Source organism: Hymenobacter aerilatus (genome assembly GCF_022921095.1).
In the GTDB taxonomy this organism is placed as follows: Bacteria; Bacteroidota; Bacteroidia; order Cytophagales; family Hymenobacteraceae; genus Hymenobacter; species Hymenobacter aerilatus.
In genome coordinates, this window is the sequence record NZ_CP095053.1 from 225,379 (window position 1) to 243,322 (window position 17,944).

Here is a 17,944-nt window from a genome sequence, read left to right on the forward strand (position 1 = left end):
CCGCTATTCCCATGAGTAAATCCTTCTTTCAAGACGCTACTCCCTACTTGCTGGCCAAAGACACGGTAGAGATGGTTTCTATTGTTGCCACCGACCCCGATCAGCCGCTTACCGGCGAAGATGCTCCCGAAGTGTTGCCGCTACTGGCCGTGCGCAATACGGTGTTGTTTCCGGGCGTGGTACTGCCCGTTACGGTGTCGCGTAAGAAAAGCGTACGGCTGGTGCGCAAAGCCTACCGAGGCAACAAGATCATTGGGGTGGTAGCCCAGAAAAATACCCAGAGCGACGACCCTGAACTGGCTGATCTGTACCAAATTGGTACTATGGCGCGTATCCTGAAAATGCTGGTGCTGCCCGATGGTAATACCACTATTATTATTCAGGGACAGCAGCGCTTCCAGATTGAGGAGCAGGTGCAGGATATGCCCTACCTCACGGCCCGGGTAGGTTACCTGACCGAAACCTTCCACAACAAAAACAGCAAGGAAGTGAAAGCCCTCGTGGCTTCGCTGAAAGAGGCGGCTGCCAAAATCCTGAAGCTGAATCCTGAGATTCCGCAGGAAGCCCAGGTAGCGCTGGATAATATTGACTCGCCGGCTTTTCTGACGCATTTCCTGTCGTCCAACATCAATGCGGAGGTAGGCACTAAGCAGCACCTGCTGGAAATAAACGACGGCGTGGAGCGCGGCACGCACCTGCTGGAGCTGATGCTAAAAGAGATTCAGCACCTGGAAATCAAGCGCGAAATTCATACGAAAGTCCACACCGACATCGACCAGCAGCAGCGCGACTATTTCCTGCGTCAGCAAATCAAGGTGTTGCAGGATGAGCTTGGCTTTGATGGACCCGATCAGGAAATCGACAAGCTGCGCGCTCGTGCCAAGGATAAGAAGTGGCCTGAAGCAGTGGCTAAACACTTCACCAAAGAGGTGGATAAGCTCACGCGTCTCAACCCGCAGGCTGCCGAGTACCCCGTGAGCGTCAATTACGTGGAGTTTTTGCTCGACCTACCCTGGGGCGAGTACACCAAAGACAACTTCAACCTAAAGCGTACCCGCAAAATCCTCGACCAGGACCACTACGGTATGGAGAAGGTGAAGGAGCGCATTGTGGAGTACCTGGCCGTTCTGAAACTGAAGCAGGACATGAAGGCGCCGATTTTGTGCCTCTACGGCCCGCCCGGCGTGGGCAAAACCAGCCTGGGGCGTTCCATTGCCAAGGCGTTGGGTAGGCAATACGTGCGCATGAGTTTGGGTGGCGTGCGCGACGAGGCAGAAATCCGCGGGCACCGCAAAACCTATGTAGGCGCCATGCCTGGCCGCATTGTCAGCCAGATCAAGAAAGCCGGTGCTTCCAACCCCGTGATTATTCTGGATGAGGTAGACAAGGTAAGCGCTGATTTCCGGGGCGACCCTAGCTCGGCGCTGCTTGAAGTGCTGGATCCGGAGCAAAACTCCACCTTTACTGATAATTACCTGGAAGTGGAGTATGATCTTTCGCGAGTGTTATTTATTGCCACGGCCAACTCCCTCGATACCATCCAGCCCGCCCTGCGCGACCGGATGGAAATCATCGACGTGACGGGTTACACGCTAGAAGAGAAAACGCAGATTGCCAAAAAGCACCTGTGGCCTAAGCTCCTCGCCGACCATGGTTTGCAACCTAAAGATGTGAATATCACGACGCCCGCTCTGCAACGCGTGATTGACGACTACACCCGCGAATCGGGCGTACGTAGTCTGGAACGCAAGCTGGGTGCAGTGGTGCGCAACGTGGCCAAGCATAAGGCCTTGGAGGAAGCCTACCCGGCTACCTTGGAACCAAAAGATGTGGCTCGCATTCTGGGCGCCGCCATCTTCGACCGTGACCAATACCAGGACAACGACACTGCTGGCGTGGTAACGGGGTTGGCCTGGACTTCGGTGGGTGGGGACATCCTCTTCATCGAAAGCCTATTGAGTCGGGGTAGGGGCAAGCTCACGCTCTCGGGGCAGCTGGGCGACGTGATGAAGGAATCGGCTATTACGGCGCTTTCCTACCTGCGCAGTCGGGCCGAGGAGCTGGGTATCGATTACCGCCTGTTCGACCAGTACGACCTGCACATTCACTTTCCTGAGGGTGCCGTACCCAAAGATGGGCCTAGCGCCGGTATTGCCATATTCACCAGCATTGCATCGGTATTTACGCAACGCAAAATTCGCAGCCATCTGGCTATGACGGGCGAAATCACCCTACGCGGTAAGGTATTGCCGGTGGGCGGTATCAAGGAGAAAATCCTAGCGGCGCGTCGGGCGGGCATCAAAGACGTGATTTTGTGCCAGAAGAACCGCAAGGACATCGACGAAATCCCTGCCGAATACATCAAAGGGCTCACCGTTCATTACGCCGACCGCGTGGATGACGTGCTAGCCGTGGCCCTGTTGCCGGAGCTGGTGAAGCACCCCATGAAGCTGACCGTGCGCGACGAGCCAATTACACCGGCTGTACCAAGTGTGGAAGTGCAGTAGCGGTTTCCATAGCTGTCATTTCGACTATTCTGCGCATCAGGCAAAGAGAAGAAATGACAGCTAGGTTCGGATGCGCACCCCTTGCAATTTCCTCAGTATCTTCCGCCAATGATTGCACCGCTACGCCAGTACTTGTTGGGGATTGTCAGCATGTTGGTACTGGGCATAGCCAAGCCAGCAGCGGCGCAGATTGGCGGGCGGCGGGCCTTCTCGTTTCTGAATGTACCCGCGGGTGCTAAGCTGGCGGCGCTGGGTGGTGCTAACGTTTCTTCTCGCGACGCCGATGGCACCATGCTTTTCGCTAATCCGGCTTTGCTGAACCAGGAAATGGATGGCCGGCTAGCCCTGAGCTACGTCGATTACCTGGCAGACATCAGCCAGACCAGCGCTGTGTATGTCTTCAACACCCAGCGTGCCGGTCGTTTTGGGGTGGGGCTGAACTACCTAAGCTATGGAGAATTTCAGCAGGTAGATGCATCCGGTAATGTAATTGGCGAGTTCTCGGTGAATGAATATGCCATCAGTGTAGCCGACTCGTACACCAGCGGCAATTTTACGCTAGGCGGCACACTGAAGCTTGCCGTATCGGGTATTGCTGGCAACCACTCAGTGGGCGTGCTAGCCGACATGGGGGCGTTATTCAAGCACCCCGAGCAAGATTTCACGGTAGGGCTGGCAGTGCGCAACCTCGGGTATCAGCTGAAGCCTTACACCGGCTCTAGCCGTGAGCCTATGCCGTTGAATGTGGAACTGGGTACTTCTTTCAAGCCCGAGCATTTACCATTCCGCTTCTCCCTCACGGCGCACCATCTGCAGCAGTTGGATATTGTATACCTCGATCCTACCCAAAGCACGCAGCTGGACGAAAATGGCAACCCTATCCTGCCCAAAAAAAGCCTGGGCGATAAAATTGCCCGACATTTTGCGGTAGGTGGGGAGCTACTGCTCAGCAAGAACCTACACCTGCGCGTCGGGTACAACCATTTGACTAGGCGTGAATTGCGCCTGGTTGACGTAGGCGGGGGCGCGGGCTTCAGCTTTGGGGCGATGATACGCATCAGTCAGTTCCAGCTGGATTATACACGGGCTGGCTACCATGCTTCGGGCGCTGCCAATTATTTCACCATTGCGCGCAACATTGATTCGTTGTTTACGAAGGAGAAGTAGGGTAGGGGGCAGCAACTCTGTCGGATTGGAGCGGATAAAACACAACCCTGACCAGCTAAATCAGTATTTGTGGCAGACGCAAGCCTTCAGGCAACGTTTTGCCGGATAGTTGCTTCTCACTTGCATAGCCCGACCACATCTTTCGGGCGCTTTCACTTTTGATGTATGATAGAATCCGATGTTTTTCTGACGCCGGCGCAGATTGTAGCCGAGCTGGATAAGTATATCATTGGTCAGCACGAGGCCAAGCGCCACGTGGCCATTGCCTTGCGCAACCGTTGGCGCCGCCTGCATGCCCCCCTCGACATGCAGCACGAAATTGTACCCAATAACATCCTGATGATTGGCTCTACGGGGGTAGGCAAAACCGAAATTGCCCGCCGTCTCGCCAGTATCGCCGACGCGCCTTTCACCAAAGTAGAGGCCTCTAAGTTCACGGAGGTAGGCTACGTGGGCCGCGATGTGGAAAGCATGGTGCGCGACCTAGCAGAACAATCAGTGAATATGGTGAAGCTGCGCCGCAAGGAAGCCGTAAAGACGCAGGCGGCGCAGGTGGTAGAAGACATTATCCTCGATGCCCTGATTCCACCTATCTCTGGCAATGCTACCCCCATCACCCGCCAGGGGGTAGGCTTCGGCACTGCCGCTGATGGCAGCCAAATGCCTACTTCCGACCAGGAACTAAACGAACGCACCCGCGACAAATTCCGCGAGAAAATCCGGAGTGGTGAGTTGGATGAGCGCAAAATTGAGATAAAAGTAGAACAGAGCAGCACTTCCGGTATTGGTATTCTAGGCGGACAGACAGGCATGGACGAAGCCTCGCTCTCGGGCTTGCAGGACATGTTAGGGAACATGCTACCCAAGAAAACCAAGAAACGCCGCGTGACCATTGCTGAGGCCCGCCGCATTCTGCTGGATGAAGAGGCCGCTAAGCTTGTTGATATGGAGGAAGTGAAGGAGGACGCTCTGCGCCATGCTGCCAACTCGGGCATTATCTTCATCGATGAGATTGACAAGGTAGCTAGTCGTAGCGGCAAAGGTGGCGGTGGCCCCGATGTGAGCCGCGAGGGTGTGCAGCGTGACCTCCTACCCATTGTAGAAGGCTCTGCTGTGAGCACCAAATACGGTATCCTCAATACCGATCATATCCTGTTTATTGCCGCCGGTGCCTTCCATGTCGCCAAACCCTCCGACCTGATACCGGAGCTGCAAGGTCGCTTCCCCATCCGGGTAGAGCTGCAAAGCCTGTCGAAAGATGACTTTTACCGTATTCTCAAAGACCCTAAAAACGCTCTGACCAAGCAATACGAAGCGCTGTTGCAAGCCGAAGAGGTGGAGCTAACCTTTGACGATACCGCGTTGGAGCGCTTGGCCGAAATTGCCTTTGAGGTAAACAGCGAGGTGGAAAATATCGGGGCCCGCCGCCTGCACACTGTTATGAGCCGCCTGCTCAACGACATTCTGTTCGACGTGCCAGATAAAATCGGCGCTAATGCCCGCATCCAAATCACGCGCGAGCTGGTAGACGAACGCCTGAAAGACATGGTGCGCAACCGCGACCTGACGCAGTATATTTTGTAAGGTAAAACAGACCGAAAACGTACGGGCCGATCAACGGCGTCCTGCTCTCCCGCGTAGTAGCGCAGAGACAGGGCGCCGTTGATCGGCTCGTACGTTTTTGAGACTCTACCCATTCACCCTATGCATTATTACATCATCACAGGTGCCAGCCGTGGCTTAGGCAAGGCGCTGGCAGAAGCCGTTCTTTCCTATCCCGATACCAACGTGCTGGGCGTATCACGCCACGCCACCATCGAGCACAACCGGTACCAGCATCAGCCCCTGGACCTGTCGGATATGGAAGCGCTTCAAAATAACATCACCAAGATATTTCCAGCGTGGCCAGATGCTGATAGTATTACCTTAATTAATAATGCCGGCGTGCTAGGTGAAATTGCCTATGTGGGCGAGCAAACCAACGAACATTACAATTTCGTGTTTGATGTGAATCTGGTTGCTCCCTCCATGCTGATGAATACTTTCCTAAGCGCCTATTCCAGCTTAAAAGCGCCCCGCACTGTTCTCAATATCAGCAGTGGCGCTGCCCAGCGACCTGTGGATGGTTGGGGAGCCTATTGTGCCTCCAAAGCAGCACTGGAAATGCTGAGTCAGGTAGCGCAAAAAGAACAAGACCTGCGCGGCTCCGGCGTCCGCATCCACGCATTGGCTCCAGGGGTAGTAGACACAGGTATGCAAGAGCAAATACGCCAAGCAAATGGAAAACAGTTTAGTGAGGCAGAGCGATTTGAGGCGCTACATAAGGATGGTAAGTTGATCAAATCAGAAGAAGTAGCACAGAGAATTGTAACGTGGTTGCTCAAGCCAGGGGGGGAATCGGAAGTCGTACTTAGAATAGGATCTGTATAGGGGTATGCCACCGCTCTATAACGACAAGTGAATTCCGTTTGAATAAGTCAGCTATAACTTGCGGACGTTTAGATAGAGTGTATATAAATTTACCATATTACACATAGTCAACGTTTTATGTGTAATATGGGATGATTGTGTAAGCTTATATATTTAATTAATAATAATGAATATGTTAAATTTAAATTAAAAAAATGCTAATATCAGCGCTATTTTTACCTATACTTGCCATGTTAAGTCAATCCGTTTACACCTTTTTTTTCAATTCACTCACCAAATCAACCACATGAAAAAAGGCTTACTTCTAGTCTTGTTTCTGATTACTGTCCTGTTGCAGCAGGCAGTAGCACAGGACCGAGCTATTTCTGGGCGCGTTACCGATAGAGCTAATAGTCAAGGCTTACCCGGTGTGACCGTTCTGGTAAAAGGAACCACAATTGGTGTATCAACCAATGAAGACGGCGTTTACTCAATCAACGTACCGGCTTCAGCTACTACATTAGTTTTCTCTTCTATTGGTTATGTTCCAGTAGAGCAGCCTATTTCTTCTTCTACAATCAACGTAGCACTTGGTGCAGATTCCAAGCAATTAGGAGAAGTTGTTGTGACTGGTGCCCTTGGTATTGAGCGTCAGGCACGCGAATTAGGATATTCTACAGCCACTGTAGATTCTAAAGATTTAACTCAAGCACGTGTTACTAACGTAACGAATGGTCTTGCTGGTAAGGTAGCAGGTCTACAAATTCAGACTGTCAACAATGGTATTAACCCTGATGTACGTATTACACTTCGTGGTAACCGTTCGTTAACAGGCCAGAACCAAGCGTTGGTGGTAATTGACGGTGTGCAGCAGCCTGATCAGAATGTTCTGAACTCTCTGAACCCAGATGATATTGCTGACATCACTGTGCTGAAAGGTGCTAACGCGGCTGCTTTGTATGGTTCACAAGCTACAAATGGTGCTCTAATCGTCACTACTAAGAAAGGTGGCGGCGGCAAGCCCACTGTTACTTTTTCTCATACGTCACAGTTTGAAAGCATCAGTTTTTGGCCAAAGCTGCAAAGCGAGTTTGGACCTGGCTCAACTAGCTGGGAACAGGTATTTGATCCTATCGAAAATCAACAATACGGCCCTCGTTTTGATGGCAGTCCAGTAGAAATTGGTAGCACACTAGCAAACGGTGACAGGCAAACTGTTCCTTATAGAGCTAATAACAAAGAGTATAAGAATTTCTTTAACACCGGTTATCAAATGCAGAACGGTGTTTCGTTTTCAGGAGGCACTAAAGAAAGTAAATTCTTTCTATCAGCTCAGAATTTGAAAAACCATGGTATTGTTCCAAAGGATAAATTCGAGCGTAATTCTTTCCGTGCTAATGCTTCCACCCAAATAGGGAAGCTATCGGCTGGTTTTAACGTATCATATGCGCAGACTCAAACTAATACTACGAGTACCCTCAGTGGTACTCAGCCTGTATATTGGTCTGTTCTCAATACATCTCCTCTAATTCGCTTAACTCAATACAAGGATTGGCGCAATGACCAATTTGCAAACCCCAATGGGTATTACAACGAGTATTATGAGAACCCTTATTATTCAATAGATAATAACCGTAGTAATGGGCGCCAAAATAATCTCATTGGTGATATTAATGTAGGTTATAAGGCTACTGATTGGCTTTCTTTCCAATACAGAATAGGTCTCACTCGGCGTGACCAAGTGAGTAAAGACTATACAGAGAAATTTACTTACACTGCTTTCACTTTAAATCGTCCTGAGAATTTTAGAAGGAATATTCCCGGTTACGTAAACGATTTGAGTAGCTCAATTACTCAAGTAAACTCGGATCTGTTTGTTAATGCAATCAAGACGTTCGGTGACTTCTCGATATCGGCCATTCTCGGTAACAACATCCGTCAGAATAATGCTCAATATTTAACAGCTACAGCTAATGCGCTTTCTGTACCTGGAATTTATAATATTGCTACTAACCGAGTAGGTGAATTATTAGGTGATCAAGGGCAGTATCAGTTCCGGCAATACGCGTTTTTTGGTGATTTGACTCTAGGATATAAGAATTTTCTATTCCTACACGGCTCCGGCCGTCAGGAAAATGTATCTATTCTTAGCAAAGGCAATCGGAACTATTTTTATCCTTCTGTAGATGCGTCTGTCGTTTTCTCCGAAGCTATTCCTGTCTTAAAAGATGTAAGCTTCTTAGATTACGGTAAGGTTAGAGCTGGTTACGCTAAAGTAGGACAAGTAAACCTTCCTACAGGCTTAACAGGCGCTGGAGTTGCTAACTCTCTCGGTGCTTATCAACTTGCTCCTGTTTACAATGCAGGTAGTGGCTTCCCCTTCGGATCTTTAGCTTCTTATACATTATCAAACCGTGATGTTACGCAAAATCTCCAGCCAGAATTTACGCATTCATATGAAGCTGGTTTAGAAGTGAGTTTCCTTAAAGGTAGGGTTAATGCTTCCTCTACTTATTATTTCCAGAAATCGATTAATCAAACACTGGCAGCTAGCGTTCCTCCTTCTACAGGCTTTACTTCCTATTTATTCAATGCAGGTGAAGTTCAAAACCGAGGCGTAGAAGTTACACTGAATTTCATTCCGGTTCGGACTGATAATTTTACTTGGCGTGTAGGTGGTAACTACAATTACAATAATAACGAGGTAATTAAAGTAACTGATCAAGTAAGTTCTCTTGCTCTAACTTCTGGTGGACTTGCTCAAAGTTATGCTATTGAAGGTAAGCCATTTCCCTATTTACAAGGTTCAGATTATGTTCGTGATAAAGAAGGGAGAGTGATTTTGACTTACCTTAACTTGCCTGACGCTGTGGGTCAAGATGGAAATCCAGTAACGCGCAAAGGTTGGGTGCCATCACGAGCTGGTGCTAACGCAGACTTTGGTAATACGCTTCCTAAACATACTGCTGGTTTTAACACGAGTTTCACCTATAAAGGGATTACTTTAGCTGGTCAAGCTGAATATCGCGCCGGATATTACATCATGAACCAAATCGGTTCAGATCTGGATTTCACAGGAGCATCAGCACGTAGTGCACAGTATGGTCGTCAGCCATTCTTGTTCCCTAATTCTGTGATATTGGAAAATGGAGTCTCTGTTCCAAATACTAGTAACTTAACTCCTGGTGGTGCTGAATTTTGGGCTAATACTTCGTATAACCGTAGCATAGCCTCGAATTATATTACTAAAGGAAACTTCTTCAAACTTCGCGAGGTTACGCTGAGCTATAGCCTACCTGCAAGCTTGCTCGGTTCAACAAAGTTTATCAAAGAAGTCAACTTGAATGCTTTCGGCCGTAACTTGTTCCTTTGGGTTCCGAAAGAGAATCAATATACCGATCCTGAGTTTAGCTTTACTGCAGGAAACGGAATTGGTATAAATGACAACCGCCAGACACCTCCTACTCGGTTTTACGGCCTCAGTGTGTCAGCAACTCTGTAATCAAGATCACCAATGAAAAATATAGCAAAGCTTTTTGTTGTCGCATCTTTGCTATCCGTAGCAACGGGTTGCGAATCTTTTCTGGACGTTAATACAAATCCAAATAATCCTTCTTTAGAATCATTGCAGCCCAATTTTGTATTGGCTCAATCTTTAAAAGTCACAGGTGACTTGTCCTATAACACTCTCAATACATATGGTAGTTGGGTCGCTGGTTATTGGGCACAAGCTGGTGGCGTTAATGGCTACGGAGAAGAACGCACATATACTTATACCGCCATATATAATCAAGACTTTTGGCGTGATACGTATGACAATCTTAAGGATTACGATATAATTGAGCGTGACGGACCTGCTGCCGGCTATCCTTATCACGCTGCAATTGCCAAAATCATGAAGGTATTCGATTATCAAATGTTGGTAGACGAATACGGCGATATTCCTTATACACAAGCGCTGCAAGGGGCATCAGTAATTACTCCTAAGTATGATAAAGCTGAGGATATCTATAAAGACTTCATCGTGAAGCTCGATGAAGCAATAACAGAAATAAAGGCTGTACCTGCTGCTACTGCTAAGCCTGGAACGGAAGATATTATCTTTCGAGGTGATATGAATAACTGGGTGAAATTTGCTAACACACTTAAATTGCGCATACTCATTCGGCAATCGTTCGTTCCAACTTTAAACGATTACGTGAAGTCTGAAATAGCTAAGCTTCAGTCTTCTGATGGTTTCATTACCACTGACGTACTTGTACAGCCTGGCTACCTGCAAACCACAGGTAAGCAAAATCCATTTTGGAACCGATACCGTGCTACGCCTGCAGCAGATGCCACTGCACGTAACTATCAGGCAGGAACTCAATACGTTATTGATCAGTATAAAAATAACAACGATCCTAGACTTGCTCAACTATATGTTCGAGCAAATGACGGAACCTATAAAGGGCTAATCCCTGGTGATCAAGCTCCCCCCCTCGGAGGACCAGCTATATCTCGTTGGAAAGATTATGGTGGTATTTTGAAGGGATTTGATGCTCCTAGTCCTATAATGTTGGCAGCAGAAAGTTACTTTCTTCAAGCTGAAGCTAAATCTCGTGGCTTCTTGTCTGGTGGAGATAGTGGTGCTGGAACAGACTTCAATAATGGTATTCGAGCATCCTTCGTGTATTTCTATACCCCTGCTCCATCTGCTCCTGCTGATTCCCGTGTACTAGGTCAAGTAGATAGTGATTATCAGACCTATCTTGCTGCAAACACCAATAATCCTATGGTAAATTGGAGTACTGCTTCTAACCGTGCTGATAAGCTTGATAAAATTATTTATCAGAAATATTTAGCGATGAATTCGGTAACTGGAGGGGAGGCATGGAGTGAATATAGAAGGACAACTTATCCAAAGTTTCCAGCTTCACTAGAATCGGCCTCTTCACGTGCTGATAAGCTACCTGTTCGCTTGCTCTACCCACAATATGAGATTAGCACAAACCCAGAAAATATTCCAAGTGGTGTTAATCAATTTACATCCAAGATATTTTGGGATGTCTTAGATTAAAGAATGGTTTCCATAAAAAAAGGCGGTCAACTTGACCGCCTTTTTTTATGGAAATATATAATTACCCCTGCATCAAATACGCCTTGATATACTCATCCAAATCCCCATCCAACACGGCTTGCACGTCGGTGCGCTCTACGCTGGTGCGGAGGTCTTTAATGAGCTTGTAAGGGTGCAACACATAGTTGCGGATTTGAGAGCCGAAATCGATACGTTTTTTGCCGGCTTCGATCTTGGCGCGCTCCTCGTTGCGTTTGTCTAGCTCTTGTTGGTAGAGGCGGGACTTAAGCATGCGTAGTGCGTGCTCTTTGTTCATGAGCTGGCTGCGCTCAATCTGCACGGCGATGATAATACCAGAAGGTGCGTGGGTGAGGCGTACGGCAGTTTCTACCTTGTTTACGTTCTGTCCACCGGCGCCACCGGCCCGGAACGTGTCCCAGGTGATATCGGCAGGGTTGATCTGGATATCAATGGTCTCATCTACGACAGGGTAGGCGTAGATGGATGCAAAGGATGTATGACGCCGGCCACTGCTGTCGAAAGGAGAGATGCGCACGAGACGGTGCACACCACTTTCACCTTTGAGGTAGCCATAGGCAAAATCGCCAGTTATTTCTAGTGATGCTGACTTGATGCCAGCGCCTTCGCCAGGCTGGTAGCTGAGCTGTTTCACCGTGAAGCCGTGTTTTTCGCCCCACATGATGTACATGCGCATCAGCATCTCGGCCCAATCCTGGCTTTCAGTACCGCCAGCGCCGGGGTTGATTTCCAAGATGGCGGAGAGCTGATCTTCCTCCTCAGAAAGCATGCGCTTGAATTCCAAGTCTTCAACGGCTTTTTGGGCTATTGAGAATTCCTGTTGCAACTCAGCTTCGGTGGCTTCACCTTCGCGATAGAAATCAAACAGTACTTCTACATCAGCAATGCGTTGCTCTACGGTCTCGTAGTCGTCGGTCCAGAACTTCTGGCTTTTGATTTCCTTGAGCGTGAGTTCCGCTTGCTTGGAGTCGTCCCAGAAGTCGGGGGCAAGGGTGCGCTGCTCGGTTTCTTCTATCTGCTCTTTGCGGGCATCGTAGTCAAAGATACCTCCTCAGGGCCTCAGCACGGCCCTTCAATTCCTTCACCTGATCTTGCGTCATTATGGGGAATATTAAATGATGAATACGCAAAGGTCGGTAGGATTACCGACTGTTATGAGGTAGGGCGCAGAATAAGCATGAAATGCAAAGCTCGGCTTCGCAGTGAATAGCTAGAGTCGAAGGATGACTTAGCTGCTCTCTGCAAAGCCGAGCTTGCTGTTGTTGATTTACTTATATGCTCACCATCCAGTTGTGCTCATCAGGAGCACTGCCTACCCGGATATCGGTGAGAGCAGCGCTAACCCGGCGGGCAAAAGAGTCATCGGAGAGAGGGAGCAGTTCGAAGTCTTGGCCACGGTAACCAATAACGGCTATGGGCGCGATGGTAACGGCGGTGCCTACCCCGAATGCTTCCTGCAGCGTACCATTGGCCTGCGCCTCCAGAATTTCCACGGAAGATACTTTGCGCTCTTCCACAGTCATGCCCCAATCGCGGGCAAGTTGCAGCACGCTTTTGCGCGTGATACCGTCTAGGATAGACGAGCTGACGGCGGGCGTAATCAGACGGCCATCTACCACAAACATCACGTTCATGGTACCAGATTCCTCAATGAAACGGTGTTCGGAAGCATCGGTCCAAAGCAGTTGGTTGTAGCCATCTTGCTGGGCAAGCTTGGTAGGATACATAGCCGCGCCGTAGTTACCGGCATTTTTGGCGAAGCCCGCACCACCTTCGGCAGAGCGCACATACTTCTCCTCGAACCGTACGCGAAGCGGCTTATTGAAGAAAGCAGCTACCGGGCACGTGATAATGACAAACCGGTAGGTGCTAGACGGCCGAACGCCCAGCATACCATCGGTGGCAAACATGAACGGGCGGATGTAGAGCGAGGTGCCGGGGGCGTTGGGTACCCATTCGGCATCCACCCGAATCAGCTGGAGCAACCCTTGCATAAACAGCTCCTCGGGTACGGCCGGCATGCACATGCGCTCCGCCGACAGGTTGAGGCGACGGAGATTATCGAGTGGCCGGAACAGGGTGATAGCACCTTCAGAGTTTTTATACGCCTTCATACCCTCAAAAATGGCCTGTCCGTAGTGCAGCGCCGAGTTGGCGGGGCTTACTTCAAAGGGGCCGTAGGGCACGATGCGCGGCTGCTGCCAGCTCCCGTCGTGGTAGTCTACCACCAGCATGTGGTCAGAGAAGGTCTGGCCAAATTCGAGGCGGCTTAGATCTAGCTGTGGGAGGGTAGAAGCCGTAGTGCGTTGGGTTGGGATGTCGAGCGTGAGAGCCATAAAAAAGCGGGAAAAGAAAACAGGGTGGGTGGGTAGGAAACGAGGCTATAAGCGGGGCTTCCAGGTGACTTCTTCGGCACCAAGGTCGTGGGCCATCTGGCGACCCAATACAAACAGGTAATCGGACAGACGGTTCAGGTAGACGACCACCAGATCAGCTACGAAAGATCCTTCGCGCAGATGAATCACCAGGCGCTCGGCGCGGCGGCAGACGCAGCGCGCCACGTGCGCTACTGATACCGATGGGTGTCCGCCGGGCAGGATAAACTCGCGCAACTCGGGTAGAGTGGCGTTCATCCGGTCCATCTCCTGTTCCAGCAGCGCCACGTCTTCCGCGTGCAAATCTGGAATCTTCATCTTCGATTTTTCAGGATCCGAGGCCAGCGAAGCGCCGATGGTGAAGAGTCTATCTTGGATTTCCTTGAGTAAGCCACGGCGGCTGCCATTTACATCTTGGTCGCGCAGCAGGCCGATATAGGCGTTCAGCTCATCCACCGTCCCGTAACAATCAATGCGTAGGCTGGACTTCGGCACACGTGTGCCGCCAATAAGAGAAGTCAGGCCCTGGTCGCCGGTTTTGGTGTAGATTTTCATGGGGTAGGGGTGAATGGGTGAATGAGTGAAGAATGCAAAACAGCTAATCATTCACTCATTCGCTTATTTACCCGTTCACTACGTGCGTTGTCACGTGCTCGTTGATGATGTCGGACTCGATTAGACCGTCGCGTAGGCGAACCACGCGGTGGGCGTAGTTGGCAATATCTTCTTCGTGTGTCACCATGATAATGGTATTGCCCTTCGCATACAGCGCCTCAAACAAATCCATAATCTCGTGGCTGGTTTTGGAGTCGAGGGCGCCGGTGGGTTCGTCGGCGAGGATGATGCTGGGGTCGTTGACGAGGGCGCGGGCAATGGCCACGCGCTGGCGCTGGCCACCGCTCAGCTCATTGGGGCGGTGCAGGGCGCGCTCGGCCAGGCCCACGCTGCGCAGGGCTTCGCGGGCGCGCTCCTGCCGCTCGCTCTTGCCATAACCGGCGTAGATGAGGGGTAGGGCCACGTTATCGAGGGCCGTAGCGCGGGGCAGTAGGTTAAAGGACTGGAAGACGAATCCGATTTCGCGGTTGCGCACGTCGGCCAGCTGGTTGTCCGACATGTGGCTGACGTCGTTGTTATTCAACACGTACCGTCCGCCAGAGGGCGTATCCAAGCAGCCTACAATATTCATCAAGGTAGACTTGCCGGATCCCGAAGGGCCCATAAATGCCACATACTCGCCCCGATTGATGCTGATGGATACGGATTGCAGCGCATGAATCTCCTCCATGCCCATGCGGTATACCTTGGATATATTGGTGGTTTGGATAATAGGCTGCGGCATGGCCAGATAGGTTAGTTCCAGGATTCTGTGGCGGTGGTTAGCGCGGCCCGGCGGGCCTCGTACTGCGCAAGAAAGGTAGCGTATTCGGGGGGCGAAAGCAACGCACGCAACTGGTTAAGCGGATCGGTGGCATAGGTGCTCAGCCCTACGGGTAGAGTAGCCAGCACATACGCTCGTAGGAGTTGGGTCGAATTAGGGGCATACTCCAGACCGCGTACCAATGCGTCGTACGCTTGCTGATATTTCTGCTGATTGGTATAGAAGTCGGCAGCGGCCAATATGGCCTCCGGCTCAAACGGTGCCTCGCGTAGCAAAACGGTAAATGGTTTATCGGCGGTAGTAGATTGGACGTGCGCCGCTAATAGTGCCTGATAGGTCAAATATTTGGGCCGATCAGTAACCGAAAAATAGCCAGTTGATACCAATTGTTGCAATTCGTCCCATCGTTGCTCGGCTAGATACAGCTTGCCGCGCACCACATTCCAACGGGAGGCCAAGCGGCTTTTGGTGGCGGGAGGGGGCGCTGCCTGCTCTACTATCTGCCGAACCGATGCCACTTGTCCGACTTCTAATGCGCGAGGCAACTGGGCCAGCAAGGCTACTGGCCGCACCGAAGCGGGCAGGGCTACTGCTGCTGGCAGCCACTGAGCCGGCGGTAGCGTACTACCCTGCACCACCAAAAAATGCGCTTTCACAGAATCAGGCGCGGTGGCATAGTCGGTGGGGTAGGAGAGAGTAAGCACCTGGCGCAGCAGGCGCCCGGCATAGTCGAGGCTATCGGGGGCAGGTAGAGCCGTGCGGCCCCATTCTGGCTCACCATTCAGTGCAAACGCATAGGCGCGCCCTACCCTCGCTTCGGGGTAGCCATGAACCAGCGCTGAGGTGAACAGGTTTTCAGCACGTGTGTAGAGTTGTTGTTGCAGCAGCCAAGTACCCATCAGGTTCTGGTAATAGGCAGCGCTGGCATTGGTGCCAAGCGTGAGCGGTTGCAGCGTAGTTTGTGCTGCTGCCAGCCGGCCACCGTAGTGCTGGGTAAGCGCTAGCAGGAAGGTAAGCTGCTCGTGGTAGGCGCTGTCGATGGGCTGCTGGTGTAGCTGCCGTAGGGTAGAGAGGAGACTGGTGTCGCGAGCGGTGGCGTGAGCCAGCGCGAGGTGGTAGAGCCGGGCAAACGTAGGCAGCGACAAGCCTTGGTTTACCTCCGGCTGCGGCACCGTGGGCGCGGGCTGTTGCGCAAGCCGCGCCAGCAGCAGCTCATTGCTCTGCAACGCGGGCTGCTCGTTGGTGGCGGCGTGGTTGGCAGACCATTCCCGGGCGGCAGCCAGGTCTTGCTGCTGGATCAGAAAGGCCAAGCGGTTGGTGCGGATAGCCTCGTTGGCGGGGGCAGCCGCTTCGGCCCGGTTCAGGTAGTAATCTACAGAGTCGGTGAGGGTAGAGCGGGAGTAGAGCTGAGCCATGTCGCTGGCCAGAAGCGCATCATCCGGCGCTGCCCGCAGGCCTTCGCGCAACGCTTGCTGACGGTCGAAAAAGTCAGCTGGTTCGTTGTAGAGGGCGGCCAGCCGCAACGACAGGCGTGGGGAAGGCGCCCGGCTTAGAGCGCGGCGTAGTGCGTTAATTTCATTCTGGCGCTGAAACCGGAAGCGGTAGAGGGCCGCCCGCCCCCAACTGGCTTTGTGGTTGAAGCGGTCCAGCACGTCGCTTTCAGCATAGTAGCGCTCGGCCAGCAGGGCAATGGGCGTTACTTCTGGCTGCTGCTCGCTCTGGAGGCGGGTCACATCGCCTAGATTGTTGTAGAAACCTGCCTCTACCTGATCCAGCACGAAAAAATGCGTGCGCAGTCCGGTAATCAGCAACAGACCCAGGCCCATAATGTAGACCACGTAGAACGGCAGGCGGCGCGGCTGGTACACCACCCGGTACACCGGCAGCCGTTGCTTGATAAGTGGCCCAAAATTGAAAATTAGATACAGCAAAAAGCCGCCACCACATCCCAGAAAAGCCAGCGCCGTGAATTGCCGGGCCGCTTCCAGCAACGGGTCGTTGAGGGTAGCCAGGGCGTAGCCCAACGTGGCGGCTGCTATGGCCAGCAGCGTGAGGTAGAGCGGAGCCATGCCCGTAGCGTAGGGCAGCCACTCGTTGTAGGTGGGGGCGCGGCGGCGCAAGCCCAACCACCCAACCAGTGCGGCAGGCGGCAGAAAGACCAGTGGATCGAGGCGGAAGGTAGCCGTGAGCTGCACTGTGCCGTTTCGCCAGTAATACAGAAAAAGCAGCGTGAGGTACAGAATACTAAGCGCTAGCAAGGGTAGGCGCCCGAGGCGGTAGCGTGGCTGTTCGCTCAGCGTGCCTACCCACAGCAGGCCGTGCACATTCTCGAAGCCTAGCCATAGTACTACCAAGGCCACCGCCACGGCGCCGCCACGGGTAGCATAGGTAGCTAATTGCAGCGCCGTGATGTCGGTGGGGTAGGAACTGCGCGTGAAGAGCAGCGCGCTCAGTCCTGCTACCAGCACTGCAAAGGCTGCCAAGCGCTGCCAGCGCGGCACATCGGGCCAGAAAGCATGGAAAGCATACGCTGGCAGCCCCAACGTTACCAGCGCTATTACCAGAAAATACTGCCGTTGCGCATCGAATACCCCCAGCAAATCGGGGCTCAAAGACATCAGCAGAAAAAACACCGATGCCATGCCTGCCACAAAAACCGGCCGGCTGAGGGAGGTGATGGTAGACAGAAAATAAACGAGACTACCCGCCAGCACCGCCAGAAAGACCAGCGCTGCCGTTGGCCGCACAAAGGGGCCTGCTACATCGTGAGTTTGCGTGAGCAGGTAAGCGTTGGCCCGCACGGGCAGGCCCGCCAGCCCTACTCGCACTGTATCGAGGGTGAGGGGTAGGGGCTTGAGCTGTGTGACCGGCTGGAGCGGCAGCGTGTACTGTGCCCCGGTGAAGTAATGAAACAGCGCCAGCCCTACGGCTAGCACTGCCAGCAGCGCCGGACCCAGCAGCCAGGGGCTCCAACGATGCAGTGGAACAGAAGGAGCAGAAGTCGGCACTA

Annotated in this window: 11 protein-coding genes; 6 read left to right on the top strand and 5 right to left on the bottom strand. The window is 51.9% G+C overall.

The genetic code is table 11. From position 1 onward, the window contains the following. Window positions 1–11: 11 nt before the first annotated feature. The 6 genes from lon (at window position 12) to MUN82_RS00975 (ending at window position 11,142) form a co-directional block, all read left to right on the top strand. Window positions 12–2,507, top strand: a complete 2,496-nt coding sequence (gene lon, locus MUN82_RS00950; RefSeq protein WP_245094034.1) for an endopeptidase La — start codon at window positions 12–14, stop codon at window positions 2,505–2,507. Window positions 2,508–2,615: 108 nt separating this feature from the next. Next, window positions 2,616–3,674 (top strand): type IX secretion system protein PorQ, encoded by a 1,059-nt coding sequence (gene porQ / locus MUN82_RS00955; protein WP_245094035.1) that lies wholly within the window; start codon window positions 2,616–2,618, stop codon window positions 3,672–3,674. Window positions 3,675–3,839: 165 nt separating this feature from the next. Beyond that, a complete protein-coding gene (gene hslU / locus MUN82_RS00960; protein WP_245094036.1) occupies window positions 3,840–5,258 on the top strand; it encodes an ATP-dependent protease ATPase subunit HslU in 1,419 nt (472 codons plus the stop codon). 120 nt (window positions 5,259–5,378) lie between these two features. Next, window positions 5,379–6,104 (top strand): SDR family NAD(P)-dependent oxidoreductase, encoded by a 726-nt coding sequence (locus tag MUN82_RS00965; RefSeq protein WP_245094037.1) that lies wholly within the window; start codon window positions 5,379–5,381, stop codon window positions 6,102–6,104. A gap of 286 nt (window positions 6,105–6,390) precedes the next feature. Then, a complete protein-coding gene (locus MUN82_RS00970) occupies window positions 6,391–9,585 on the top strand; it encodes a SusC/RagA family TonB-linked outer membrane protein (protein WP_245094038.1) in 3,195 nt (1,064 codons plus the stop codon). Window positions 9,586–9,597: 12 nt separating this feature from the next. Next, window positions 9,598–11,142, top strand: coding sequence for a SusD/RagB family nutrient-binding outer membrane lipoprotein (locus tag MUN82_RS00975; RefSeq protein WP_245094039.1), 1,545 nt, complete (start codon window positions 9,598–9,600; stop codon window positions 11,140–11,142). Window positions 11,143–11,203: 61 nt separating this feature from the next. Here the strand turns inward: MUN82_RS00975 and prfB are convergent. The 5 genes from prfB to MUN82_RS01000 all read right to left on the bottom strand — a co-directional run bounded on the left by prfB (window position 11,204) and on the right by MUN82_RS01000 (window position 17,942). Further along, window positions 11,204–12,281 (bottom strand): peptide chain release factor 2 gene (prfB, locus tag MUN82_RS00980; protein WP_245094040.1). Its coding sequence is split into 2 segments (ribosomal slippage): window positions 11,204–12,229 and window positions 12,231–12,281, totalling 1,077 coding nucleotides; the frame shifts between segments, so codons are not numbered across the junction. A gap of 171 nt (window positions 12,282–12,452) precedes the next feature. Then, window positions 12,453–13,517, bottom strand: coding sequence for a branched-chain amino acid aminotransferase (locus tag MUN82_RS00985; RefSeq protein ID WP_245094041.1), 1,065 nt, complete (start codon window positions 13,515–13,517; stop codon window positions 12,453–12,455). A gap of 45 nt (window positions 13,518–13,562) precedes the next feature. Then, window positions 13,563–14,111, bottom strand: coding sequence for a cob(I)yrinic acid a,c-diamide adenosyltransferase (locus MUN82_RS00990; RefSeq protein WP_245094043.1), 549 nt, complete (start codon window positions 14,109–14,111; stop codon window positions 13,563–13,565). Between the two features lie 67 nt (window positions 14,112–14,178). Continuing rightward, window positions 14,179–14,895 carry an ABC transporter ATP-binding protein gene (locus MUN82_RS00995; RefSeq protein ID WP_311136414.1) on the bottom strand — a complete coding sequence of 239 codons (717 nt, stop codon included), beginning with the start codon at window positions 14,893–14,895 and terminating at the stop codon, window positions 14,179–14,181. An 11-nt stretch (window positions 14,896–14,906) separates the two neighbouring features. Next, on the bottom strand, window positions 14,907–17,942 hold the full coding sequence (locus MUN82_RS01000) for a hypothetical protein (protein ID WP_245094044.1): 3,036 nt from the start codon (window positions 17,940–17,942) through the stop codon (window positions 14,907–14,909). Window positions 17,943–17,944 lie beyond the last annotated feature (2 nt).

What these genes read in the sequence shown, in the direction of transcription:
- lon (WP_245094034.1), top strand. Translation starts at nt 12, where the DNA reads ATGAGTAAATCCTTCTTTCAAGACGCTACTCCCTACTTGCTGGCCAAA.
- porQ (WP_245094035.1), top strand. Translation starts at nt 2,616, where the DNA reads ATGATTGCACCGCTACGCCAGTACTTGTTGGGGATTGTCAGCATGTTG.
- hslU (WP_245094036.1), top strand. Translation starts at nt 3,840, where the DNA reads ATGATAGAATCCGATGTTTTTCTGACGCCGGCGCAGATTGTAGCCGAG.
- MUN82_RS00965 (WP_245094037.1), top strand. Translation starts at nt 5,379, where the DNA reads ATGCATTATTACATCATCACAGGTGCCAGCCGTGGCTTAGGCAAGGCG.
- MUN82_RS00970 (WP_245094038.1), top strand. Translation starts at nt 6,391, where the DNA reads ATGAAAAAAGGCTTACTTCTAGTCTTGTTTCTGATTACTGTCCTGTTG.
- MUN82_RS00975 (WP_245094039.1), top strand. Translation starts at nt 9,598, where the DNA reads ATGAAAAATATAGCAAAGCTTTTTGTTGTCGCATCTTTGCTATCCGTA.
- MUN82_RS00985 (WP_245094041.1), bottom strand. Translation starts at nt 13,517, where the DNA reads ATGGCTCTCACGCTCGACATCCCAACCCAACGCACTACGGCTTCTACC.
- MUN82_RS00990 (WP_245094043.1), bottom strand. Translation starts at nt 14,111, where the DNA reads ATGAAAATCTACACCAAAACCGGCGACCAGGGCCTGACTTCTCTTATT.
- MUN82_RS00995 (WP_311136414.1), bottom strand. Translation starts at nt 14,895, where the DNA reads ATGCCGCAGCCTATTATCCAAACCACCAATATATCCAAGGTATACCGC.